The organism is Shewanella carassii, assembly GCF_002777975.1.
Lineage (GTDB): Bacteria > Pseudomonadota > Gammaproteobacteria > Enterobacterales > Shewanellaceae > Shewanella > Shewanella carassii.
In genome coordinates this window covers 196,690-219,870 of the sequence record NZ_NGVS01000014.1, presented here as the reverse complement: position 1 = coordinate 219,870, position 23,181 = coordinate 196,690, and the positions used below count along the sequence as shown (strand labels likewise).

Sequence of the window (23,181 nt, the reverse complement as noted above, 5' to 3'; positions counted from 1 at the left end):
AAGAGTTCATACAACAGTGGTGTCAAAAGCGGTACACTACTGAGCATTCGATACTGGGTAAGCTGTTTATGCAAATCAATTCTCACGCCGAACTCAATCTCCTTTGGGGTTCCCTCATACTTGAAGAGCTGGCACGCCTTGGGGCTCAGCATGTGTGCATGGCGCCAGGCTCGCGCTCCACGCCCCTGACGCTGGCTGCTGCCCGCCAGGACAAACTAAAACAACACCTACACTTCGATGAGCGTGGACTGGGCTTTATGGCACTCGGGCTCGCCAAGGCCAGTCGGGCCCCGGTCGCCATTATCACCACCTCGGGTACGGCCGTTGCCAACCTGTATCCGGCCATCGTTGAGGCCTGGTTGACTCAAGTCCCCTTGGTCGTGCTTTCCGGCGACAGACCGCCGGAGCTGATAGCTTGCGGCGCCAACCAAGCCATACTCCAACCGGCGATTTTCGGCCAATATGCCAAGCAGTTGAACCTGCCAACACCGGATCTGGCCATAGCCCCTCAGGCACTGCTGACTCAGATTGATGAAGCCGTGGCCAACCAAAGCATGCCGGTCCACATCAATTGCATGTATCGTGAGCCACTGTACCCAAGCAGCCTGGATGCCCCCAGAAGTCAAGCCATAGAGCATTACCTGCAACCTCTGACGAGCTGGCAACAGGCAAGCACGCCCTATAACCAATATGCCAATAAAGGCATGGGACAAGTCCCCAGTTGGGATACCATGGCGCGTTTTGTTCACGGCAAGGGTGTTATCATCGCCGGCACCCTGGATAGTGCCGATAATCCACAAAAGTTGGTCGAACTGGCCAGCAAACTCGGTTGGCCGCTGCTGACAGATGCCCAGTCTCAGCTGCGTCAACATCCTGCCGCAATAGGCAATGTCGACCAACTGCTGCTCAACCCCAAGGGCCGAGCCCTGCTGCAACAGGCCGACCGGGCACTGGTGTTTGGTGGACGCCTGCTGTCGAAACGCCTGATAAGTTATCTGGAACAGCAGAACTGGCACCAATATTGGCAAGTATTGCCGCAGCAGATGCGCCTGGATCCCAGCCATAAACCCAAGCAGATCTGGCTGGCAGAGCTACAGCAGATAGCCGCGCTTGAGTGGCCGCGCTCGTCCTCCGCCAATTGGGCACTGGAGCTCACCGCCCAGAATGAGGCGCTCAATGAGCTCTTTGTACGCCAAATCGATAACGGCGAATTCGGTGAGGCCCAGGTGATCAGGGCCATAGCGGCAATCCGAACCGGCGAGCAGCAGCTTTTTATCGGTAACAGTTTGCCGGTGCGACTTTATGATATGTTCGCGCCCATCAGTTGCTGCGCCGCCATCACCTATACCAACCGCGGCGCTTCGGGGATAGATGGCCTGCTGGCCAGTGCCTGCGGCGTCGCCAACCACAAGGGCCAGGCCACCACCTTGGTGCTCGGCGATCTATCGGCGCTGCACGACCTCAACTCTCTGGCACTGGCACGCCAGGCTCAGGGGCCATTGGTGATAGTGATACTCAACAATGATGGCGGCAATATCTTCAATATTCTGCCAGTACCGGATGAGCAAGTAAGGGCTCACTATTACCGATTAAGCCACGGGCTGGAGTTTGGCTATGGCGCGGCCATGTTTGGCCTGCCCTACAATAGGGTGGAAGACTTCCAGGGCTTTATGGATGCCTACAGTGAAGCGCTCAACTATAACGGCGCCTCGGTCATCGAGGTTTGCGTCAGCCAAACCCAGGCCAGCGACCAGATAGCCAGCATAGGCCAATGGGTAAAACAAAGCTGATGTTAGCCATAACGACTCAAGGGTCAGCAACCCAGCCGCCTTTAGTGCTACTGCACGGTTTTCTCGGCAGCAGCCATGATTGGCGCGAGTTGCTGCCGCTCCTGAGTCAGGACTACTACTGTATTGCGGTCGATCTCCCGGGACATGGCCGCAGCTGTGATATCCAAATCGACAGTCCAGGCTTCAATGACTGTGTTGCCTTGCTGCGTCATACACTGCTCAAGGCTGGCATCCCACGCTTTCACTTGTTGGGATACTCGCTTGGTGGCCGTATCGCGCTGCATCTGGCTCAAACCTGGCCCGAGGCGCTGCTGAGCCTACATCTTGAGTCCTGTCACCCGGGCCTGTTATCCCCTGATGAACGCCGGCAGAGGGCGATGGCCGATAAGCTGTGGGCCGAACGTTTTAACACTATGCCGATTGAACAAGTGCTGGCCCTCTGGTATCAGCAGGGGGTGTTTGCAGACCTATCAAGCGCCGAGCGAGAAGGTTTAATCGAAAAACGCCGCCATCAGCAGCCGCTTGGCCTAATCAACTGTTACCAGGCCACCTCACTGGCACTACAACAGGATCTGCGCCTGGTGCCGGCCAAGCTTGCCTGCCCAAGCCACTACTACCTCGGGGAACAGGATGCCAAGTTTAACGCTCTCGCCAAGGCCTGGCAGCCACAAGCCGGATTCAAGCTGCATACCATTGCCGATGCGGGCCATAATAGCCATCAGGCCCAACCCGGCGCTTTTGCCACGGCGCTCAAAGGCGCCCTGAACGCGATTTCAAGGGGTGAATGATGCATCCAGACTCACTGTCACTGGCCCGCTATAGGCTACCACTGGAAACCTCACTACCTGTGGGCAAGCAAAGAATCGAACAGAGAGCCGGGCTGGTTATCAAGGCCTGTTACGGCAATGAAGAACATTTTGTAGAAGTCGCTCCTCTGAGCGGCCTGGATGCCAACGGCGAGCCACTGCAGGGGTTCAGCCGTGAATCGCTGGCGGAGGTGACAGAAGCAGCCTTGGCGCTGATGCAAGCACTGGCAGCCAAAGAGCAGGAGTTGAGTCAGGCGGCCGATGCCTGTCAGTATCCCTCGCTCGCTTGGGGGCTAAGTCTGCTCGATACCAAACTCAAAGGACAACTTCCACAGCGCTGGCCGGCCTTTGAAACCATCCCGCTCATCTATCACAGGGAAGAAGAGCCACTGGCGCTACTGCAACAAAGGCTGGCGGCGCTTCCCGATACGGTTCTCAGAGCCAAGATCAAAGTCGCCCAGACCAGCATGGAGCAAGAGCTCAGACTGATCCATGCTGTATTGGCCGCCAAACCTCATCTTAAACTCAGGCTGGATGCCAATCAGGGCTTTGAGTATCAGCAAGCAGTGGATTTTTGCGCTTGTCTGCCCAAGGCCAGCATTGAATATATTGAGGAACCCTGCCGCCGCGCCGACGATAACCCGGCCCTATTCAAGGCCACAGGGATCCGCTATGCCCTGGATGAAAGTCTGCTGCAAAGTGAGTTTGTACCTGACTGCAATGACTTCGCGAGCGGTCTCACGGCGCTGGTGCTTAAACCCATGTTGCTCGGCAGCTTAACCAGACTGCAAACCCTGATCGAACAGGCCGAAGCGGCCGGCGTGCGCGCCCTATTGAGTTCCAGCCTGGAATCTTCTTTGGGAATTGCCGATCTGGAGGCTGTCAGTGCCCTCTTGACCCCCAACGAAGCCCCCGGACTGGATACTCTGGCGCCTTTCGGACGCGATATTATTGTCGGCCAAGGCCACAAACCCTGTCTGGACTTTGCCGAGCTGGAACTCTTGGGTCAGTGGCCCTGTCTGTAACCGCCAAGCTCTGACAGCCTCTGCAACCTCCAATTTCAGTAACAGGAGAGCACATGACCTACTCGCCCCTTCACCTCAGTGGCCAACAGACCCCAGATGCCATCGCCTTGGTAGAGGGCGGTATCAGCCATAGTTATCAGGCAGTAAGCCGGCAGGTGTTGGCGCTCGGCGCCGAGCTTCGAGCCTTGGGGTTGCAGCGCGGGGATAAACTGGCCTGTGTGGCCGCCAACTGCCGCGAGCTGATGTTGCTGTATTGGGCTTGTCTGGATCTGGGGCTGCTCTTTTGCCCACTGTCACCCAAGTTTCCGGATAGTCAGCTTCAGGAGCTGCTTGAGCGTTTACATATTCGCTTTATCTGGTGTCCGGATAACGCCCGGAATAAGCTTTGGCAAACGCGGGATATCACCCGAGTGCAGGCGGATTTTGCCATTATCGAATCGAATGGTATCCCAGCCGAGATAGCCACTGTCTCGGCCGATACGCCGCTCAATATCATTCTTACCTCGGGCTCCAGTGGCAGCCCCAAGGCCGCAATCCACTGCCTTAATAACCATATCGCCAACGCCAATGGCAGTCGGCAGTTGATCCCTTTGACGAGTGGTGATGCCTGGTTACTCTCGTTGCCGCTGTTCCATATCGGTGGTCTGGCAATCCTCAATCGCTGCGCCCTGGCTGCGGCGGCCGTGGTGCTGCCGGACAATAAGCTAACTATGGCGGCGCAGTTAAAGCGTGATGCCATCACTCATCTCTCATTGGTGGCCACCCAGTTACAACGCCTGTTGGACGACAGCCCCGAAAGCCTTATAGGAGTGAAGTGCCTGCTACTCGGGGGCGGCGCCATAGGCCAAGGCCTGCTGGACAGGCTATCCCCCTTGAAGGTGAAAGCCTTCACCAGTTACGGCATGACAGAGATGGGCTCGCAGATCACCACGGGAATCGCCCGCAGCGATGGCAGTAGTGGCCGCCTATTACCCGGGCGCGAACTCAAAATAGAACAAGGAGTTATCTGGGTCAGGGGCGAGACCCTGTTTATGGGTTACTTGCAGCCGGATGGCAGCATAGTTAAAGAGACCCAAGACGGTTGGTTCTGCACCAAGGACAAAGGCTTTTGGAGCCAGGATGGGCTACTGCATATTCAGGGGCGGGTCGACAATATGTTTATCTGCGGCGGCGAGAATATTCAACCGGAAGAGGTGGAAGCGGCGCTGAAACGGCACCCAGCCATCCTGGATGCCATCGTCTTTGGTGAAGATAACCCCGAGTTTGGTTTACTGCCGGCCGCCATTTTGCGATATCGAAGCATAGAAATACCGAGCGAAGCCGAGTTGACCGCCTTCCTGGCAGACAAGCTGGCCCGCTTTAAACGCCCGAGGCACTATTATCCCTGGCCACAACAGGTTGCCGAGGGGCTAAAGGTGCAGCGCAAACAGCTTATTGCGGCAACTCGTTCAGCCCACAGGGCTAAGCCATAGATAAAGCCTCAACAGCCAAACAGCAGCGATGAGGCAGAGCTATCGCAGTCGCTCTCGGCCTTAGGCTCATCGTCATCGACATCACGGCTGCCCAAGAACTCACCATGTTCAAACATCTGAATATAGTAAGCTCTGCCCTGGATGTAAGACACGGTTTCGCCATGCTCCTTACCATCCTGATAACGGGCAACCTTGTTCAATAAACCGTCTTCGGTAAAATAGTAAAAGCTGCCTTGTTCCTGTCCTTTGGCGTCATATTGCTCCCGCCCCAGTTCATAACCTGCTGCAGAGTACGCCAACCAAGTGCCGACTTTTTTGCCGTGATGATAATCCCCTTGCCAGAGGGACACTTGGGTTTCATAGGGATCCTGGTACTGCCACTGGCCATGCCGTTTGTCCTGGCTATAATTCCCCTTGGCTTGCAGCTCGCCTTTTTCGCTGTAGGTTCGGTATTCCCCCTCAAGCTGCCCGTGCCGGTAATGCGCCAGCTGCAACAATTGGCCATCGTGTATCTGGATTTCTTTCACTTCACCGTGCAGCTGCCCCTGACTGTCACGCTGTTCTGTGCGGCGGTTACGGGCATCCTGATAAGTCCAGATCCCCACCTTTTTGTAATGGGCATATTCGCCTTGCTCCAGCAGCTTGCCGCTGACTAGTTTCTTTTCATAAGCGCCGTGGAGCTGACCTTCTTTGTAATGGCTGGTCTCTATATTGGGCTCATCGTCCCAGAGCCCCTGATACATTTGCACGGCCAGCCCCTCGCGTTTGCCATTGAGTTCCTCCTCTCGTTCGATGACAACGCCATTGGCATCAAACTTCTGATATAGCGTCCACACCCGGGTCATATCCTGCTGCATTCTTGAGCTGAGCTTGCCGTCTTTGAAGTATTGTCTGTCGAGGATCTGTTTATCTTTGACAAAACGGGCGTTGAACTCCATGGTCTTGCTGCCGTCTTCGGCAAACTCTTGTTCAAAGACCAAGCGGCTTTGATCGTCAAAGCGCTGTAACTGCTGCAGCTGCGAGCTATTGGTATAAAAGCTTTGCTGCTCGCCCACCTTTTTGCCCTGCTGATAATGTTCGATTCGAGTCAGCTGTCCCTTGGCATCATACTGGCGGCTTTCCCCATGCTCTCGATCCTGCTGGAAATGGGTTTCCCAACTGAGCTGGCCATTCTCATGCCAGCGTTTGGCCGGTCCCTGCCGCTGGCCATCCACATAAACATACTCGGCCTCTTGGACGCCTGTATCCCAGTATTCATAGGCTTTTCCCTGCTGACCTTTAGGGCCAAAGGTGTCAATGGAGGACAACTCACCATTGCGGTGATAACGTTTGCGTTCACCCGTCGGTTTACCCGCCAGATACAGACTGCGCTCACGCAGTTGCCCACCCGGGTAGTATTCCAGTTGCTCCCCTTCCGGCAGACCATTGACCAGCGAGTGCTGCGCCTGCAGACTGCCATCCTGGTAATAGTGGCTGTCTTTACCGACGCGTTTGTCGCCCAACTGCTGAAAAACCTCCTCTAACTGACCGTTACTGTAGAAGTTTTTTTGAGTGCCTCTTTGTTCACCATCAACAAAACCGGCCTCCATGGTCAAGATGCCGTCTTCATCATAGAAACGGATCGGGCCTTCCATCTCGCTGTTATCGTTATAACGGCCATCGGAAGACAGCTTGCCGTTATTGTGAAAGAACTGGTAGCTACCTAGGGCATTTTGGAAGATACCCGGCTTGGCAAAGCTGCCCTTGAATCTGGGGGTATCCGAGCCGACATAATAGATGGTGGTCTGCCAACCATGCTGATCCTGGGTTTGTGGCTCTTTAACATAAAAGCTGGCCTGGCGCTCACTGTCGACCACTTGCCAATCTTCATTCAGCCACACTGTCTCGGCGCTGGCCATCCAGCTCATCAGGCCACAAAGTAATATCAATACACGCATTTTCTTGTCCTTAAGGCAGTGGCGGGAAACTGTTGACCCAGCGGATATCCAGGGGCTCGCCCTGGTACTCGAGTTTGCCGATACGCTCCACGCTATCGGCAACCCTTAGGTATTTGTCTTCCATGACGGCTTCGCTCAGCGGGATATCCTCTGAACTCAGGTAGCGCGCCTGCTTGTCCAGCAACGGCAGTTGCACGTCATCGGCACTGTAGAGATGGTAACTCTGTAGGAATTGCTGCACAGATTGCTGCAGATCCAGCTCGCCAAACACTTCAAGGGGCACCAACCAGGCACGTTCACCCGGGGTATAGTCGACAGAGTGCCATACCGGGCGACCATCACAGTGCAGATGACTGGGTATTTCCAGACCATAGAAATAACGGCGAATGCCATCCTCGGTACTCAGTTGATACTCGACTTGAGTCGTCATACGTTCGTTAGGCTTTGCTTTCCAGACCAAAGCCGATGGCCCTTGTTTAAAATCGCCTTCAATTTGCAGCTGGCAGACCCCGGCCCAGTCCTGCGGCAGAGTCAGCTTGGCACCCTGCGGCGTATCGGCCTGAGTCGCAAAGGTGGCCGGATCAAAATCGACCGCCTCTTCGCCGGTATCATTGTAATAAAGGTAATGCTTGCCCATGGGAGGCAGGGTGTAATCGGCGGCAAAGGCCTCACGGTTCACCCAGCGCACCTCGCGGCTGAAACCGGCTTGTTGCTGATCCAAGATGGCATGAAAGGTTACCTCTGCTGCTGGCTTGGTCAATTTCACCCGAAAGAGTTGTTGGCCGCTAAACAGCAAACTGCGATCCATGCTATTGAGCCACTCGGGGCCACCTTGCGGTGTCTGATAGCGGAACTCGCCTTCAAGCCCATCGAAAAACGGTACCAGATAACCATCGGCGCCGCTGAAATGCAGCAGATACTCGCCCTCTTGCTGCGCTACCGGGGTAATAGTGAGTGTGCCACCGGCCAACGCCAACTGCTGCTCCTGCCCCGACTGCCATTGGCTGGAAACCGATACCAGCTCGAGTGGCCTATAGTCTGCCACGGCACTGAAGGAGGATATTTTTTCAAACTGGTTTCGCTGATCCCATCCCAGGGGCACAATCGCGGTACTGGTGACTAGCGCACCACTCTCCTGATAGGGGCCCAACTGGCTGAGTATGCTCCACTCCAGTGCAATGGGTTTATCTTCGGCATCCAGCGCCTGCAGATCTCGGTAGCGGATCTCACCCAAAACTTCTCTATCGCCTTTGGTAAGCAAGAGTTCCAGTTGCAGATGTTCAGACTCGCCACGAAATGTGCCCTTGCCATATTGGAATAAGCTTTCGGCACTGAGCTCAAGCCCATCGGCTGGCTTAGGGGGCGATGCCATAATGGGGTTCCAGTTGTCCATATCATCGAAGGCGATTTGTTGCCTCAGATCGCCCACCTGTTCGAGCAGATCCTTGCGCGACATCACTATCTGTATATGGTTGTTGCCTTGTTGACCCATGGCGTCAATCTTGCTCTCCAGCACCAACACCATTTTCTGCAACCAGCCACTCTCACGTGCCAGGCGCATATGACCATACAGGCGACTATCGCCGCTTTCGGCGGTCAACTCTGCGTCCACTATCTCCGGGGTCACCTTAGTGACCAATAGTTCCGTTTGCTGACCATTGAACCCCTCGAGTATCAGCTTACTGCCCTCTTTGGCGGGGATCTTTTGCAACACACCGGGAGTCTCCATCCCCTGAGTCAAATGTTCGATTAACTCAGGGCCCGAGCGTGCCAACATCTTTTGCCAACTCTCTTCATCCTTGCCCTTAAATGCCAGCAATTTGCCGGAGTCTTTATCCAGGGTGATTTCAAAGCCGCTGGAAAACATCTGTTGCAACTCGGGCTCATCGTTTGCAGCGGTAAAACTACTAAAACTATTGCCGCCACCGGACATAGTCATAAACCTGGGCACCAGTTCCAACTTTAGTGCAGGCGAGGTCTCAATCACCTCATAGTGCATCAGAGAGTTGCTGTGCTGAGTAAATACCCGTCCGCCAATATCTATGCTGGCTTTTGTCTGCACCCAGTAATCGACTCGATCGCCTTTTTTAGGGTCAAACTCAACATGGGAATTGGGGGAGCACGCGGATAAGAGCCATAACAGCCCGAAGAGGGAAAGATACTGCTTCATTTCATTCCTTGAAGAAGAACGCTTAAAAATTAGCGCCACATTATGCCAAATCAGAAGTCATAATTCTGCAGCTATTCCACGGGCGTTAACCTTTTTGCCGGACAAACTTCGCAAATTCACCAGTGACAGGGGAATATTCTTTTTTGCAACCAGGCAGAGGCCGCTCAAGGAGCAGAGAGATAGGGTTTACACCGTATCTCTCCCTCCCCGGATTGAACTCAGCGGCTAGCGACTCCTCTGACTAAAACCTACATCTTTGGCTGTTGTTTAGCTAAGGCAACAAAAAACCCGCCAGATGGCGGGTTTTGCAAAATAGTTCGCTGACTGCGTTATACGTCCATACAAGCCTTGAGCTTGTTCATGGCGTTTTTCTCCAACTGACGGATCCGCTCGGCAGACACTTGATAGGTATCGGCCAATTCCTGCAGTGTGGTCTTTTCATCGTCCAACCAACGGGCCCGCAGAATATGCTGGCTGCGCTCATCCAAGGTCTTGATCGCCGACAACAGCTTGTTCTGGGCATTGGATTCCCAGTTGTCATTTTCTACCTGGGCCGCCAAGTCGGAAGAGTGATCTTCCAGATAAAGCGCCGGGGCAAAGTCATGATCATCATCGTGATCATTGGTCAGGTCGAAGGCCGGATCCTGCGCCGCCATTCGCGACTCCATCTCGGTCACATCCTGTTTGGATACGCCAAGATTCTCCGCCACCATAGTGACCTCTTCATCGCTGAACCAACCCAGACGTTTCTTGGCCTTACGCAAGTTGAAGAACAACTTACGTTGTGCCTTGGTGGTGGCGACTTTAACTATGCGCCAGTTCTTCAGCACATATTCATGAATTTCTGCCTTGATCCAGTGCACAGCAAAAGACACCAAACGCACACCCACATCAGGGTCGAAACGCTTGACCGCCTTCATCAGGCCTATGTTGCCTTCCTGGATCAGGTCTGCCTGTGGCAGACCATAACCCGCATAGCCGCGGGCAATATGCACCACAAAACGTAAGTGCGACATAATCAGTTGCTTAGCCGCCTGCAGATCACCGGTTTCCTGCAAACGCTTCGCCAGCTCATACTCCTGCTCGGCGTCCAGCATGGTCATGCTGTTTACCGAATGGATATAGGCCTCGAGACTGCTGCTCCCTTGGGGAACCATCAGTGCCATTGATTGCGTTTGATCAGTCATTCACGCTCCTGTTTCTTACTGCTTTGATGCTCATTTCGAGTCTAAAAAACATTGATGAGCCGATGCACTATCGGTCAATTGACATATATTGTCAACGCCGCGTCTAACATCCTGGGTTATTTTTACCCCGAAGATAAGACAATGCAAGTGAAGGTAAGTTCATTTTTACATCAGTGAGGCTCTATGGCTCGCAGGTGTTGGCGCACCGACAGGAAAGACCCCAACCAACCCAAAAATGACGCCAGTGCCATCATCTGCAGCAGCTCGACAAAGGTCAGAGACTGCATCTCGAGTTGGCTGCCATACAGGCCCAAAAGCGAGGCCAACGCCCCATCCAGGTACCAGACCAAGAGGTTGATTATCACCCAGGCGAGTATACCGCCGATAACACCATACCAGATGCCGGTATAGAGAAAGGGCCGCTGAATAAAGGCTTCTGTGGCCCCGACCAGCTTCATGACCTCAATTTCACTGCGCCGATTCATGATAGCCAGGCGAATCGTGTTGCCTATGACCAGCACCACAGCCAGGATCAGCAGTGCCGCCAACGCCAGCACGGTACGTTCCAGCAAGCGCACCAGCGCCTGTAAGCGCTCCAGCCACTCGATATCCAGACGGCCAAAGCTCACCTCAGGCTCACGCTCCAGCTTGGTCAAAAGCTCTCGGGCGCCTGCGGGGCTGGAATACTTTTCAGTGGGGATCACGCTGATCACCGCCGGCAAAGGGTTGCTTTCCAGATAGGAGAGCGCCTCGCCGAAACCAGACAGCTGTTGGAACTCCGCCAATGCCTCGTCACGATTGATATAGTCGACCTCGTCGATTTCCGGGTAGACCTTAATCCGCGCCAGCAGGCTCTGAATACTCTGCTCTGAGCGGTTCCCCTCAATAAACAAGGAGATCTGCGCCGCACTGTTCCAGGATTGGGTAATGGTCTCGGCATTTTTTACCAGCACCTGCAAGGCGGCCGGCAAACTCAGGCTGACCCCCAGCACAGCCATGGTCATCAGCGATGAGATAGGGTTGCGCCACAACTCACCCATGCTGGCCATGGCATGCTGTATATGGCGGATAAAGAACATCACTATCCGGCCGGAGAGCGGGAGTTTACTGCGGGTCAATGAAGGCTGAGCAGACATAGCTTATTCCTTAGCGCTCATGGGGCTAGTCCCCAGTTCTTCACCACCTATCATCCGCCCCTGCTTCAGGGTCAGGGTGCGGTATTTCATTCTGGCGATAAGACCGAGATCATGGGTGGCAATCAGCACGCTGGTGCCCGCATCGTTGAAGGTTTCAAACAGCCTGAGAATATCCATGGACAGCTTGGGATCCAGGTTACCGGTCGGTTCATCGGCCAGCAATAGAGGGGGTTTGTTGACTATCGCCCTGGCAATGCCTACCCGCTGCTGCTCACCGCCCGAAAGCATGATGGGATTATGGCGCTCTTTACCATAGAGCCCCACCATATCCAGAGCACCGGCTACCCGCTTGCGGATCTCCCCCAGGGTAAAACCTTCGATAACCAAGGGCAGCGCCACATTGTCAAACACGCTGCGGTCCATCAATAGATGGTGGCTTTGGAAAATCATCCCGATATCGCGGCGCAGATAAGGCACGTGGCCGCGCTTGATACCGGCGATATCATGACCGTTGATCCATACCCGGCCGGCACTGGCGCGCTCGATAACAGTGATCAATTTGAGCAAGGTACTCTTACCGGCTCCGGAATGTCCGGTAAGAAAGGCCATTTCGCCCCGCTGAAGATGAAAACTCACATCAGACAGTGCCTTTTGGCCCCCGGCGTAAATTTTGCTGACCTGCTCAAATCGAATCATATATCAGTTATCCGCCTTCTCCTGACTGAACAGGGCTTCGATAAAGTCTTTGGCATTGAAGGTACGCAGATCGTCTATCTGCTCTCCCACGCCTATGTAACGAATAGGAATACCAAATTTATCGGCAATGGCAAAGATAACTCCGCCTTTGGCGGTGCCATCCAGCTTGCTGATACTGATACCGGTAACCCCGACGGCTTCCTGGAACAGTTGCGCCTGACTGATGGCATTCTGACCCGTACAGGCATCCAGGGTCAGCATCACTTCATGGGGAGCGTCCGGATCCAGTTTCTTCATCACCCGAACCACTTTCTTCAGCTCTTCCATCAGATGGCTCTTGTTCTGCAAGCGACCTGCGGTATCGGCAATCAACACATCAACATTTCTGGCCTTGGCAGCCTGCAGGGCATCAAACAGCACAGAGGCGCTGTCGGCACCGGTATGCTGGGCAATCACAGGAATATCGTTGCGCTGGCCCCAAACCTGCAGCTGCTCAACCGCAGCCGCGCGGAAGGTATCACCGGCTGCCAGCATGACAGACTTGCCTTCGCGCTGATACTGTTTGGCCAACTTGCCTATGGTGGTGGTCTTGCCAACGCCGTTGACACCCACCATTAAAATAACGAAAGGCCCGGCGGCATTGTCCGGCACCAGAGGCGCACTCACAGGCTCCAGCGTCGCCAGCATCTCCTGCTGCAGCAATTCATATAAGGCTTCGGCATCCTTGAGCTGCTTGCGTGAAGCATGATCTGTCAGGCTGGAGATCAACCGACTGGTGGTTTCTACCCCAACGTCGGCAATAAGCAGTTGCTCTTCGAGCTCTTCAAACAGGTCATCATCAATCTTTTTACCACGAAACAGCCCGATAAAACCGCTACCGATATTTTCGCTGGTGCGCATCAGCCCCCGCTTGAGGCGGGCAAAGAAGCCCTCTTTAGCAGGTTTTGCCTGTGGCTCAGGTTGAGCTTGTTCCTCGGCAACCTGTTCGGCCTGGGCTTTTTCAGCGGCCAGACGTTCAGCTTCGGCTTGCTCGGCCTGCGCTTTTTCAGCAGCAATACGCTCGGCTTCGGCATGCTCTGCCTGCGCCTTTTCAGCAGCAATACGCTCGGCTTCGGCTTGCTCGACCTGGGCCTTTTCAGCGGCTATACGCTCGGCTTCTGCCTGCTCGGCCTGGGCCTTTTCAGCGGCCAGACGTTCGGCTTCTGCCTGCTCGGCCTGGGCCTTTTCAGCCGCCAGACGCTCGGCTTCTGCTTGTTCGGCCTGGGCCTTTTCAGCCGCCAGACGCTCGGCTTCGGCTTGCTCTGCCTGCGCCTTTTCAGCAGCAATACGCTCGGCTTCGGCCTGCTCGGCCTGGGCCTTTTCAGCGGCCAGACGTTCGGCTTCTGCTTGCTCTGCCTGGGCCTTTTCAGCCGCCAGACGCTCGGCTTCAGCTTGCTCGGCTTGTGCCTTTTCAGCAGCAATACGCTCAGCTTCGGCTTGTTCTGCCTGCGCTTTTTCAGCAGCAATACGCTCGGCTTCGGCTTGCTCGGCTTGTGCCTTTTCAGCAGCAATACGCTCGGCTTCTGCTTGTTCGGCCTGGGCCTTTTCAGCCGCCAGACGCTCGGCTTCAGCTTGCTCGGCCTGCGCTTTTTCAGCCGCCAGACGCTCAGCTTCGGCTTGTTCGGTCTGGGCCTTTTCAGCAGCTAAACGTTCGGCCTCGGCCGCGGCTTCTGCAGCCTGTTGTTCGGCGAGTTTGGCCGCCTGTTCGGCTTCGTCGTTGCGTTTGTCTTTACGAAACCAGGAAAAAAAACCTTTCTTTGCCATCAGTGCTACCAGTGCTCAACATCGTGGGGGATCTTCAGGAGCCGGGCTCCCGCTTGAGGTCGCAACTATTTCCCTGGAGCAGCGGGGCCTGTTACTGGCATTCCCGAGCGATAAAGGGCTTTAGCTTCATCTCACCTTTTCGGCTGAGTTTGTTATAAAATAGCGACGCTTTTAAGGTGGCATAGTCTACCACTTTCTTTCTTCAGGCAAAATCACGGGGGCAAGATGGCCAAAAATAGACCGGGCAGCGGTCAAGTTCGTATTATCGCAGGCCAATGGCGCTCGAGAAAATTACCCATCCAGGATCTGGAAGGCCTGAGGCCAACCACAGACAGAGTGCGGGAAACACTATTTAACTGGCTGGCAGGTGAACTCAGTGGCAGCTCGGTGTTGGACTGTTTCGGTGGCAGTGGCGCCCTGGCATTGGAAGCCCTATCCCGCTATGCCGCGTTTGCCAGAGTCTATGAGCTGCAAAAAACCGCCGCTCAGCAACTGCAGCAGAATCTGCAAACCCTAAAATGCGACAGTGCCGAGGTCATTAACGGCGATGTATTGGCCGGTTTGGCGCGCCCTGCCGATCGCCGTTTCGATATCGTGTTTATCGATCCCCCTTTTCGCAAGGGACTGGCCGAGCAAACCCTAACCCTGCTGGCCCGGCATCAATGGCTCAACCCTGGCGCCCTTATCTATCTCGAAGTGGAATCTGAATTGCAGCAGTTGCCGATACCCGCTGACTGGGAGGCATTGAAAGAGAAGCAGGCCGGCCAGGTCAGCTACCGCCTGTATCGCTTCCCGGGAGGAGTAGAGTCATGAAAGCCGTATTAGTGTTGGGAAAACTGGCGACCCTATTGGCCTGGGTGTTGATGTTTTTCAATCTATTCAGCCCGTTTGAAGGCAATATCGGCGTGATACTCACCATACTTCTCGGGGTAACTGCAATGATGCATGGGCTGCAGGTATTGATATTTCACACGATATTTTGTCAGTTGTTGCCGCTCAAGGCCAAAGACTATCTCAACGCCTTTCTATTCGGGGTGTTTGCCTTGCTGGATTACCGCCAACGAGCGCTGAGTAAACTGGCTGCAGAAACCTCGGCAAACACTCAGGATTGAGGCGGCAAAGGCGCCTCTTTACCCTTGGCCAGTATTTCCAACATTTGCTGTAAATGCTGGCTCAAAGCTTCAGCCTCGGCTGCCGCAAACCTTTGCTTGAGGGATGCATCGAGTTGAGTCGCCAGCTCAGCCTTCACAGCAGAGAGGGCCGGTTGGTTCTCTTCAACCTGTAACTTGGCAACGCTGAGAGCCAACAACTTGAGCTCAGGCAACAACTCTATTTGCTTCAATGGTGCCAATAAACCTGGGTCGTCATCACTGAATCGTTGATCCAAAGTCACCAGCAGTTGGTCGACCCGCGCCAAAGTCTGCTCCCCACGCTGATACAGAGGAGTTATGGCAACCTCATTGGCAAAATCAGTGAGTTGATAAAGCGTCACGCTCAGCGTCAGCACAACTAACAACAGCGGCAGTGACAACCCGAACACCAGACCGACCCAAAAGTTATTGATACCGGATAAAAAGGCTCGCATTGCTCCTCCGCTGTCGGCAACAAGGCCATCCAATGGATGGCCCTGGATCACAGGAATTTGATTGCCAATGGGTACTTGTATTCCACCCCCTCACTGGCCTTGACCGCTGCGACTATGGTCACCACCACATCGAAAATCGCCAGTACAGCCACCAGCACCAAACCTATGCCAACAAAGATCAGGATCAGGCTGATGATGGTGTAAATGATCATACTGATTTTGAAGTTCAGGCAATTACGGCCGCAAACATCGACAAATTCAAACTCTTCCCGTTTCATCAACCAAACGATCAACGGCCCCAAGATAGTGCCCAAAGGGATCAGGTAACCGGCAAAACTCGCCAGGTGCACCAACATTCCCATGTCTCTTTCCTGCTTTTCCATGTTGTTTCCTAACTTTTTTCAGTTCAAAGCCAAACTATCCGGGCCATAGAGGCGCATCTGCCAGTCTTCTATGCTGCCCCGCTCCAGTCGGCGCTGCAAGCTGCCTACCCAGCTGGCCGCCAAACCTTCACAACTGAGCAGCCTATAATAGGCGGCCGCATCAAATTCGGGGCGAAAATACAGCTTCATCGCCTCGGCAACACTGATATCGGTACGCCTTTGTTTCAGTATCAGAGCATCCTGACAGCTTATGATGCCAGGCTTAAGCACTCGATAGAACCAGCCTGACATACCCGTTTGCTGCATGGCAAGGGCAAAGTCCCGCTGACTATATTGGTGATTGAGCTTAAAACAGGGGGAACGCGGTTGGGTGACCTGCAGCTCGACTTCGCCAAAGCTGAGGATATCGCCGATATGAATATCCTCCTCTGTTAAGCCAACACTGCTGATGTTTTCTCCCATGGCAGGTGCATCCTGCCCCGCGGTTATCAGCCCCATGCGCCGGTAGTGGCCATAGTGCTCGCGAGGGAAATGATGCAGTACCCTATCCGGGCCACCATGATGTTTGGGATCCGCCTGGGCATCACCCGCAACCCTGTCGCCAAAGACCTCCAGCGTCTCCATCCGAGACTTGTTATCTATCCCGCTTGCCAGCTTGTCCCTGAATGTCAGTTTATCACCGGCATACAGCCCAGAAATCTTGTCAATCAAACACTTGGTCACGTTACGTCTCCCTTCGAGTGCCAAAGCCAAATCATACTCCAAGCTTACGGGACAGATCACGGACATTTCCATACCAACTGCAGCGATGGTATGAACCCTATATAGGGGACGATGGCGAAGATATTTGGACGTAAACAAAAAAAGCCCCGCTCAAAGAGCAGGGCAAGCCAGTTAGCACATAAATAAACAAGAAGGGAGAAAACCGCAGAGCCCTTGGGCTCTATCCAAAGATCGTCAGCAAGATTAAGCCCAGCTGATGACAGAGGCATGACATTAAGGCGGGATTTTTATGACACGCTCAATCCTGCTGTGCTTGCAGGTATTGACGCAAGGCATCTCCCGGGATCGAGGTTTCCGAGGCAACCGCGAAAGCCGCCCATTGAGCGGCTTCCGTCATGGCCTGTTCCACTGCCATTCCCGATACCAAGCCATGGATAAGCCCGGCGGCAAAGGCATCACCGGCACCCGTGGTATCCACCACTTTCTCAGGAACCGCCGCTATCAGCGTCTCACCACTCTCCTGGTATAACACTGCGCCCTGCTCGCCTTGAGTCACAATAAAGTATTTAAGTGCATCACCGGCTATCTGACGCCCAAACTGCCAAGGACTGAGCTCACTGCGCCCTTGCATATCGGTTACCGAAGACAGCAATACATGACAGGGTCTTGGCCTGTCATCTTTGGCCAATTGTGCCACCACCAGAGTGTGTTCCAGCGCGGTTCGCGCCCAACTGACCGCCCCTTCGGCAGAGGAGTTGATATATAGCGCATCCCACTGCGACCACTTGGGCGGCGCCGGCAGTTCAAATATCGGTCGCTGCGGCCGGATAATGGTGCGCTCGCCATCCGGGGTCATCACCAACAGCATTTCACAGGTATTGCCTGCTCGCCGCTGCACCCTGCGACAATCCAGCCCTTGGGTACTGGCTTCGGCCAGCAGCCAATCGCCCATCTCGTCGCGCCCAACCTGACTGACCAGAGCCACATTATGACCGGCCCACTCCAGTCCTATGCCGGTATTGGCGCCACCGCCCCCCAAACGTTGGCCACCATCCTGATAATGGAATCGGCCTCCGGTGCGCAAGGGTTTATCCAGCAATAAGATTCGGTCACAGTTAAGATTGGCAACGAGCAAAATCTTGGCCATAGAAGTATTCCGCAGAAACGAATGCCCCATCTTACCCCAGGGCCAACACTAAATGCAGCGCAGCCAACAACAAAGGCCCCAAGAGGTGACATTGCCAAACGGCTAAAAACACCATTTTAACTCATGAAAAAGTACTGTTTAAACGAGTTTTTATTTACATTTATTTAAAGTTAAAACAGACTATTAACCATCCAGACTTCGGTGAAATTTTCTTTCCAAGACAACAAAATAAACTCACTTTACCCCAGCGCTGCAGACTCCTATATTCGCGGAAAATTTCACCATTCAGACTTTTTAAACATTTCCTCGTTTAAAAGGTCGTTTTTCTATTTGGAGTCTGAGTTGTCCCAACCTCACGCCACCGCTCACAACAACAGTGCCTGGGTACCTGTTGCGGGTTTAACCCTGTTTGCTCTGGCTTCCGGCTATCATATGAGTCTGCTGCCGCTGGCATTGGACGGTTTCGGCTTAGCGACAGATCTGGCGGCTTGGCTGGCGAGTATTTTTTATTTCGGCTTGCTGCTCGGGGCAACTTGTATTTCACCGGTAGTGGCACGCCTGGGACACAGGGGCGCCTTCATCCTGTTTCTATTGCTGCTGGCGGCGACAGTGGCTGGCATGCCCTTGGTGGTTAATGGCCAATTTTGGTTGGCGGCACGCTTTATTGCCGGGATTGCCGTGGCCGGCATCTTCGTGGTGGTGGAATCCTGGTTGTTGATCGCCGACACCGCCAAGCAGAGAGCCAAACGTTTGGGCTTCTATACAGGCTCACTCTATGGCGGTAACGCCCTGGGACAACTGGGTGTGGGGCAATTGGGTGTCGATGGCGCCATGCCGCATATTTTGGTGGCTATAGTATTGGTGTTGGCCGTATTGCCACCGCTGCTGGCCAAACGTTGCCAACCACAAAAAATACAGCATCAGAAGATCAGCTTCAAAGAAGTCAGACATGTGAGCCGCCCTGCCATCATGGGCTGCTTGGTTGCAGGTTTGGTATTGGGGCCCATCTATGGCCTGATGCCTGTTTTTCTCAGCGAGCAGACAGGTGACCATCAACTGACGGGCAAACTGATGGCCATAGTGATCCTCGGAGCCATGTTGGTGCAACCCCTGGTTAGTTGGTTGTCTCCCAGATTCAGCAAGACTCTCTTGATGGCGTTTTTCTGTTTATTGGGCGCCGCCGGGGTGGCGGGCATGCTGCTGAGTCACAGCACTTTGATGATGGGCCTTAACCTATTGCTGCTGGGGGCTGCCGCCTTCGCTTTGTACCCGATAGCCATCACTTTGGCTTGTGATCGCCTCGATAGCAGTAAGATAGTAGCGGCAACCGAACTTATGCTGCTCAGCTACTCTGTGGGTTCGGTTATCGGGCCTCTGGTAGCCAACAGCTTCCAGCAACAGCAGGGCCTGCTCATGTATTTGGGCTTGTGTCTGACCACAACTTGTATCTATATGTTGTTGTCCAGTGTGCGACCAACCCGTGGCCGGATGCCGGCACTGCGCCCATGATCTCCCTCCCCGAGCTGAGTGTCAGCCATTCGGGCTGACACTCACTTGGAATGCCCCTCAGAACTTCTGAGTCATTTACGCTCTGTGAACATCCCTTGGCTTGTCACCATAACAACTGAACTCCAGCACGGTAGGCAACGCCTCACGGCCATCGGCCAGTCCTAAATGATACACAGCCTCTACCTTGTTGATGTCGCGCTCCAGCCTCGACAAGTCCAGCGCCATCTTGGGTTGGATCACCATGGCACTCCCTAGTGCCACCGCCTGTTGTAATTGCTGTTGTGCCTGGTTATACACCTGATGACGCCTCAACAAAGCCTCGGCAACCTTGGGGTAACGCCGATAAGCCTTTTGTGCCAACCATTTAAACTTAAAGGCTGACTTACTGTAATCCGCGGCCTGAGTCAGGATAACCAGTTGTTTCTGATAGCCGTCGGCTCTGGCTTGCTGCAGTGGGATAGGAGCCGCAATGCCACCATCAAGATAAGGCACCCCATTGATGGCGACGGGTTTGGAGATAAAAGGCAGGCTGCTTGAGGCGATCAGTATCTGCAACAACTGGTCGTGGCCACCAAAATCACTCATGCCAAAGAAGTCGGTTTCACCGGAAAGGCAGTTGAAGGCGCCTATTTTGAATTCGGCTCCCGAAGACAGGAAAGTCTCAAAATCGAACGGCAACAACTCATGAGCCATACGTCTGTAGGTGAAATCAGTGTTGACATAGTTGCCCGTCTTCAACAGGTGCATCATGCCCATGTAGCGTTTATCTGCAAGATAACGCTGCTGAATTAACAGGTTACGCCCTTTCTGTCTGGAAAGGTACGAAGCCGGATAGATGGCGCCAGCGGAAACCCCTACCTGATAAGCAAACATGACCCCGGCCTCCAGGAAAGCATCCAGCACCCCGGCGGTATAAATGGCGCGCAGGCCGCCGCCCTCCAGTACCAAAGCCGTACCTTGCAGTTGCGTAAACTCTTTGACCATTATGATTCCCCCAATACAGCCAATAGCGCAGCATAGCCAAGCATGCCCCACAAGGAAAGCTGCTCTTGAAACACCCGTACTTTAGCAGTAAGAGATTTACCACCAAATACTTAAGCCATAGCTGATTTATAGCCAAGCGATCCGCCAAAACCATGCAAATTAATTCTTGCTTAATGCCGACTTAATCCCACCGGCATTGGATTTGAGTTCACTTGGCCAAGGCAAAAGACTATCTGGCCCAAATAAATCTGGAAGACCAAGTAAAGTATTAAAAAGTAACTTATCTGTAGTGGCTGGAAGCCACCAGCTTTCGCTCGATAGGAGTTTAGGAATGGATGTCATTAACCAAAGGGATATTTGTTTACTGCCGCAGTTGGCCAACAAGCACAAGCACAAGCTCATACTCTACCGCCGCTGCCTGGAAGAATTTCAAAAGTTAGGCTATCGGGACCAATACGTGCAACAGGTAGAAGATGAAATTAATCGGCTGCAAGCGCTAACGAAAGAGTGATGGGTATTGTACCCTGGTGCAGGGTGATCTAGATCAAATTTAAGTTGAATTTCTCCCCAAAACAAGCTGCAATAGCTGCACTTAATGTCACCCAGAACAACCCGTCTGCCCAAAGAGGCAAGACCAGCTCCAATTGGCCAAGGATGCCGACACACTAAAGGGAAAAAGATGAAGCGTTTTGTTTTCTATTTTATTTTTGGTTACGCCTGCTATCTGAGTTGGGGAAAGCTCAGCGGCAATGAACCGCAACAGCTGACCGACATTCACCAAGACACCATAAGCAATAGCATCCGCGAAGCCGCCCAAACCGCGCCCCGCTATGCCTCTAAACCCGTGGATATTAATGCCAATTTTCACTGCGATGGACGCCAGTACTGCAGTCAGATGACCTCCAGAGCCGAGGCAGAATATTTCAACCGTTATTGCCCCAACACCAAGATGGATGGCGACAATGATGGCCACCCCTGTGAGAATGACAACCGTTGGTAAATAATTACTGGCACTCCGTGTAACAAGTCACCACTATGGGCATTTCTCCCCCATTTGGGCCTATCGCGCTCGAATGCATCTCGATCGGCTACGAACAACTATTGCCATAGGTCCATATCAGCGTTTACTGTGTCCGCGCCAACTTCCCCAAGGTTAAGGAAAACAATGAAACTGATACTGATCATTATCGCGTTTGTGGCCTTCTTTATCGCCCTTAAAAAGTGGCAACGAGCCCAGGCGGTAAAAAGCGGCGACCCGGATGCCATGGCCAACGAAGGCCTGAGACTGATTGGCAGAAATAGCGTCGATGATGGCATAGCACTGCTGGAACAGGCCGCCAATAAAGATCATCCCGCCGCTGCCCAAATGCTCTATGAGTTCTATACCCGTCCCGAGCTGGAGATGGTGGCCAACGATGCCGACAAGGCGATGCATTGGGCCGCCAAGGCCTCGTCATTGGACAATGAATTTGCCAAGCTCCATGACCTGATGTTGGAGCTGCGCCAACACCCTGCTTTTGGTGACAATATTCAGCTGCTGGAGCAAAACTTACTCCCCAGAGCCGAAGCCGGTGATACGGAGAGCCAGAGCCAACTGGGACGGGTCTATTCCCGTAACCCGATACTCGATAAGGACGGCAGCAAGGCGATGAAATGGCTCGAGTTGGCCGCCGCCAAAGATGATCCCGAAGCCTGCTTTCATCTGGGGATATTGCTGCAGGAACCCAGACAAGGTGAAGCCGATTTGCAGCAGGCAAGATTCTGGCTCACCAAGGCACACCAGCTGGGTGAAGCGGCTAGCGCCGGTCATCTGGCGGAAATGATGTTGCAAGGCCTAGGCGGCCCGGTGGATAAACGCCAGGCCGAGCAGCTGTTGATAGAGCAGGCCCAGGACAGCAGTTACTTTCAGTTGATGCTGGGACAGCGCTACCTGCGCGGTGACCAATTACCTCAAGATCTGCACAAGGCCAGAGAATGGTTGGAAAAGGCCGCGGCCGATGAAGATGATAGCCTGGCAGGTCCAGTGTTGGCCGGTTTCCTGCTCGAACACTCCCGCGACAGTCAGGATCATCTGCGTGCCAAGGCAATACTTGAACCCCTGGCACAGGCTTGGGATCTTAGTGCCCATTTTCATCTCGGTAAACTCTATGAACAAGGGCTGGGCGTCAACCGCCAGTTGCCGCTGGCACTGATGCATTTCGAGTTTGCCGCCATGGGCGAGGAAGCTGAGTATATCGCGGCCAAAGAGTCACTGGCGGCGCGCCTGAGCCAATCAGAAAAACAGCAGGCCGAAGCACTCAAGCAGGAATATCTGGCGCTACACCCCATAGACAGCCTGGCCCAGGCCAGATTGGATCTCCTCAAGGGCCAGGCTCTGCTGTATGCGGATGAGCGAGAATACAAGGAACTGCAACAAGCGCTGCCCTGGCTGGAAAAAGCCGCCTTCGGCGGAGAAACTCTGGCCTATGAAGAGCTGTACGAAACCTACCTCGAGCTGGACCAAAGGGTGGACGCCGCCGTATGGCTGCAGCTGGAACTGGAAGAACATAACCAGTTTGGTTTGTTGGGTAATCTGGTGCTGCAGCAACAGGAACTGCTGCAAAGCTTTACCGAGGCCGAAACCGCCTGGTATGAACAGCGTCTCGAAGAGGTTCGGGCACAGTTGCCGCAAAATAACCCCGAGGCCGCCTAACGCCAGTTTATGTTAACCCCTGAAGATCAAGCCCCCAGCCAAGGCCGGCGTCTGTTTTTTCTGACGGCCCATCCGGAGCTCTTTGTCGACAGAGCGGTGCAACCTCTAATCACCAAGATGGTTGGCAGCATTCATC

Annotated in this window: 21 protein-coding genes; 10 read left to right on the top strand and 11 right to left on the bottom strand. The window is 53.9% G+C overall.

From position 1 onward, the window contains the following. Positions 1 to 68: 68 nt before the first annotated feature. From menD to menE, 4 genes are read left to right on the top strand one after another with little or no spacing between them, the layout of a single operon-like run. Entirely contained in the window at positions 69 to 1,790 is a 1,722-nt protein-coding gene (gene menD / locus CBE72_RS09615; RefSeq protein ID WP_100143338.1) for a 2-succinyl-5-enolpyruvyl-6-hydroxy-3-cyclohexene-1-carboxylic-acid synthase, read from the top strand. Further along, entirely contained in the window at positions 1,772 to 2,578 is an 807-nt protein-coding gene (gene menH / locus CBE72_RS09610; RefSeq protein WP_229671978.1) for a 2-succinyl-6-hydroxy-2,4-cyclohexadiene-1-carboxylate synthase, read from the top strand. The genes menD and menH overlap by 19 nt, the downstream gene beginning before the upstream one ends. After that, positions 2,578 to 3,621, top strand: coding sequence for an o-succinylbenzoate synthase (menC, locus tag CBE72_RS09605; protein ID WP_100143337.1), 1,044 nt, complete (start codon positions 2,578 to 2,580; stop codon positions 3,619 to 3,621). Before menH ends, menC begins: the two co-directional genes overlap by 1 nt. Positions 3,622 to 3,674: 53 nt before the next feature. Beyond that, positions 3,675 to 5,093 (top strand): o-succinylbenzoate--CoA ligase, encoded by a 1,419-nt coding sequence (gene menE / locus CBE72_RS09600; RefSeq protein WP_100143336.1) that lies wholly within the window; start codon positions 3,675 to 3,677, stop codon positions 5,091 to 5,093. Positions 5,094 to 5,101: 8 nt separating this feature from the next. Here the strand turns inward: menE and CBE72_RS09595 are convergent, their stop codons facing one another. The 6 genes from CBE72_RS09595 to ftsY all read right to left on the bottom strand — a co-directional run bounded on the left by CBE72_RS09595 (position 5,102) and on the right by ftsY (position 14,022). After that, the gene (locus tag CBE72_RS09595; protein ID WP_100143335.1) at positions 5,102 to 7,030 is read right to left on the bottom strand and encodes a toxin-antitoxin system YwqK family antitoxin; all 1,929 of its coding nucleotides are present in this window, start codon (positions 7,028 to 7,030) and stop codon (positions 5,102 to 5,104) included. Positions 7,031 to 7,040: 10 nt separating this feature from the next. After that, complete coding sequence (locus CBE72_RS09590) at positions 7,041 to 9,200, bottom strand: hypothetical protein (protein ID WP_100143334.1); 2,160 nt, start codon at positions 9,198 to 9,200, stop codon at positions 7,041 to 7,043. Positions 9,201 to 9,529: 329 nt separating this feature from the next. Further along, entirely contained in the window at positions 9,530 to 10,387 is an 858-nt protein-coding gene (gene rpoH, locus CBE72_RS09585) for an RNA polymerase sigma factor RpoH (RefSeq protein WP_028780766.1), read from the bottom strand. Positions 10,388 to 10,557: 170 nt separating this feature from the next. Then, positions 10,558 to 11,523 (bottom strand): permease-like cell division protein FtsX, encoded by a 966-nt coding sequence (gene ftsX, locus CBE72_RS09580; protein ID WP_100143333.1) that lies wholly within the window; start codon positions 11,521 to 11,523, stop codon positions 10,558 to 10,560. A 3-nt stretch (positions 11,524 to 11,526) separates the two neighbouring features. Further along, on the bottom strand, positions 11,527 to 12,219 hold the full coding sequence (gene ftsE, locus CBE72_RS09575) for a cell division ATP-binding protein FtsE (RefSeq protein WP_025012145.1): 693 nt from the start codon (positions 12,217 to 12,219) through the stop codon (positions 11,527 to 11,529). A gap of 3 nt (positions 12,220 to 12,222) precedes the next feature. Continuing rightward, positions 12,223 to 14,022 carry a signal recognition particle-docking protein FtsY gene (ftsY, locus tag CBE72_RS09570; protein ID WP_100143332.1) on the bottom strand — a complete coding sequence of 600 codons (1,800 nt, stop codon included), beginning with the start codon at positions 14,020 to 14,022 and terminating at the stop codon, positions 12,223 to 12,225. 225 nt (positions 14,023 to 14,247) lie between these two features. Between ftsY and rsmD the strand changes: the two genes are divergently transcribed. Together rsmD and CBE72_RS09560 are read left to right on the top strand one after the other, a co-directional pair. Then, on the top strand, positions 14,248 to 14,835 hold the full coding sequence (rsmD, locus tag CBE72_RS09565; RefSeq protein WP_025888876.1) for a 16S rRNA (guanine(966)-N(2))-methyltransferase RsmD: 588 nt from the start codon (positions 14,248 to 14,250) through the stop codon (positions 14,833 to 14,835). Next, positions 14,832 to 15,134 carry a DUF1145 domain-containing protein gene (locus CBE72_RS09560; RefSeq protein WP_071475532.1) on the top strand — a complete coding sequence of 101 codons (303 nt, stop codon included), beginning with the start codon at positions 14,832 to 14,834 and terminating at the stop codon, positions 15,132 to 15,134. Before rsmD ends, CBE72_RS09560 begins: the two co-directional genes overlap by 4 nt. Here the strand turns inward: CBE72_RS09560 and CBE72_RS09555 are convergent. From CBE72_RS09555 to CBE72_RS09540, 4 genes are all read right to left on the bottom strand, one after another. Beyond that, a complete protein-coding gene (locus CBE72_RS09555) occupies positions 15,125 to 15,607 on the bottom strand; it encodes a hypothetical protein (protein WP_100143331.1) in 483 nt (160 codons plus the stop codon). The two genes, CBE72_RS09560 and CBE72_RS09555, sit on opposite strands and share 10 nt — an antisense overlap. Positions 15,608 to 15,654: 47 nt before the next feature. Beyond that, the gene (locus tag CBE72_RS09550; RefSeq protein ID WP_039035737.1) at positions 15,655 to 15,990 is read right to left on the bottom strand and encodes a DUF4870 domain-containing protein; all 336 of its coding nucleotides are present in this window, start codon (positions 15,988 to 15,990) and stop codon (positions 15,655 to 15,657) included. Positions 15,991 to 16,008: 18 nt separating this feature from the next. Next, positions 16,009 to 16,713, bottom strand: coding sequence for an MOSC domain-containing protein (locus CBE72_RS09545; protein ID WP_100143467.1), 705 nt, complete (start codon positions 16,711 to 16,713; stop codon positions 16,009 to 16,011). 298 nt (positions 16,714 to 17,011) lie between these two features. Continuing rightward, a complete protein-coding gene (locus tag CBE72_RS09540) occupies positions 17,012 to 17,860 on the bottom strand; it encodes a PfkB family carbohydrate kinase (RefSeq protein WP_100143330.1) in 849 nt (282 codons plus the stop codon). A gap of 342 nt (positions 17,861 to 18,202) precedes the next feature. Here CBE72_RS09540 and CBE72_RS09535 point away from each other — a divergent pair, with 342 nt between their 5' ends. Beyond that, entirely contained in the window at positions 18,203 to 19,369 is a 1,167-nt protein-coding gene (locus CBE72_RS09535) for an MFS transporter (RefSeq protein WP_100143329.1), read from the top strand. Positions 19,370 to 19,444: 75 nt separating this feature from the next. Here the strand turns inward: CBE72_RS09535 and CBE72_RS09530 are convergent, their stop codons facing one another. After that, the gene (locus CBE72_RS09530; RefSeq protein ID WP_100143466.1) at positions 19,445 to 20,332 is read right to left on the bottom strand and encodes a patatin-like phospholipase family protein; all 888 of its coding nucleotides are present in this window, start codon (positions 20,330 to 20,332) and stop codon (positions 19,445 to 19,447) included. A 352-nt stretch (positions 20,333 to 20,684) separates the two neighbouring features. Between CBE72_RS09530 and CBE72_RS20225 the strand changes: the two genes are divergently transcribed. The 3 genes from CBE72_RS20225 to CBE72_RS09515 all read left to right on the top strand — a co-directional run bounded on the left by CBE72_RS20225 (position 20,685) and on the right by CBE72_RS09515 (position 23,045). Further along, on the top strand, positions 20,685 to 20,864 hold the full coding sequence (locus CBE72_RS20225; protein ID WP_100143328.1) for a hypothetical protein: 180 nt from the start codon (positions 20,685 to 20,687) through the stop codon (positions 20,862 to 20,864). A 168-nt stretch (positions 20,865 to 21,032) separates the two neighbouring features. Beyond that, positions 21,033 to 21,353: an excalibur calcium-binding domain-containing protein gene (locus CBE72_RS20620; RefSeq protein WP_167387660.1), complete on the top strand. Its 321-nt coding sequence runs from the start codon at positions 21,033 to 21,035 to the stop codon at positions 21,351 to 21,353. Between the two features lie 165 nt (positions 21,354 to 21,518). Next, complete coding sequence (locus CBE72_RS09515; RefSeq protein ID WP_100143327.1) at positions 21,519 to 23,045, top strand: tetratricopeptide repeat protein; 1,527 nt, start codon at positions 21,519 to 21,521, stop codon at positions 23,043 to 23,045. Positions 23,046 to 23,181: the final 136 nt, after the last annotated feature.

Bases quoted from the DNA above. Each gene is read 5' to 3' on its own strand.
- menD (WP_100143338.1), top strand. From the start codon at position 69: ATGCAAATCAATTCTCACGCCGAACTCAATCTCCTTTGGGGTTCCCTC.
- menH (WP_229671978.1), top strand. From the start codon at position 1,772: ATGGGTAAAACAAAGCTGATGTTAGCCATAACGACTCAAGGGTCAGCA.
- menC (WP_100143337.1), top strand. From the start codon at position 2,578: ATGCATCCAGACTCACTGTCACTGGCCCGCTATAGGCTACCACTGGAA.
- menE (WP_100143336.1), top strand. From the start codon at position 3,675: ATGACCTACTCGCCCCTTCACCTCAGTGGCCAACAGACCCCAGATGCC.
- CBE72_RS09595 (WP_100143335.1), bottom strand. From the start codon at position 7,030: ATGCGTGTATTGATATTACTTTGTGGCCTGATGAGCTGGATGGCCAGC.
- CBE72_RS09590 (WP_100143334.1), bottom strand. From the start codon at position 9,200: ATGAAGCAGTATCTTTCCCTCTTCGGGCTGTTATGGCTCTTATCCGCG.
- rpoH (WP_028780766.1), bottom strand. From the start codon at position 10,387: ATGACTGATCAAACGCAATCAATGGCACTGATGGTTCCCCAAGGGAGC.
- ftsX (WP_100143333.1), bottom strand. From the start codon at position 11,523: ATGTCTGCTCAGCCTTCATTGACCCGCAGTAAACTCCCGCTCTCCGGC.
- ftsE (WP_025012145.1), bottom strand. From the start codon at position 12,219: ATGATTCGATTTGAGCAGGTCAGCAAAATTTACGCCGGGGGCCAAAAG.
- ftsY (WP_100143332.1), bottom strand. From the start codon at position 14,022: ATGGCAAAGAAAGGTTTTTTTTCCTGGTTTCGTAAAGACAAACGCAAC.
- rsmD (WP_025888876.1), top strand. From the start codon at position 14,248: ATGGCCAAAAATAGACCGGGCAGCGGTCAAGTTCGTATTATCGCAGGC.
- CBE72_RS09560 (WP_071475532.1), top strand. From the start codon at position 14,832: ATGAAAGCCGTATTAGTGTTGGGAAAACTGGCGACCCTATTGGCCTGG.
- CBE72_RS09555 (WP_100143331.1), bottom strand. From the start codon at position 15,607: ATGCGAGCCTTTTTATCCGGTATCAATAACTTTTGGGTCGGTCTGGTG.
- CBE72_RS09550 (WP_039035737.1), bottom strand. From the start codon at position 15,990: ATGGAAAAGCAGGAAAGAGACATGGGAATGTTGGTGCACCTGGCGAGT.
- CBE72_RS09540 (WP_100143330.1), bottom strand. From the start codon at position 17,860: ATGGCCAAGATTTTGCTCGTTGCCAATCTTAACTGTGACCGAATCTTA.
- CBE72_RS20225 (WP_100143328.1), top strand. From the start codon at position 20,685: ATGGATGTCATTAACCAAAGGGATATTTGTTTACTGCCGCAGTTGGCC.
- CBE72_RS20620 (WP_167387660.1), top strand. From the start codon at position 21,033: ATGAAGCGTTTTGTTTTCTATTTTATTTTTGGTTACGCCTGCTATCTG.
- CBE72_RS09515 (WP_100143327.1), top strand. From the start codon at position 21,519: ATGAAACTGATACTGATCATTATCGCGTTTGTGGCCTTCTTTATCGCC.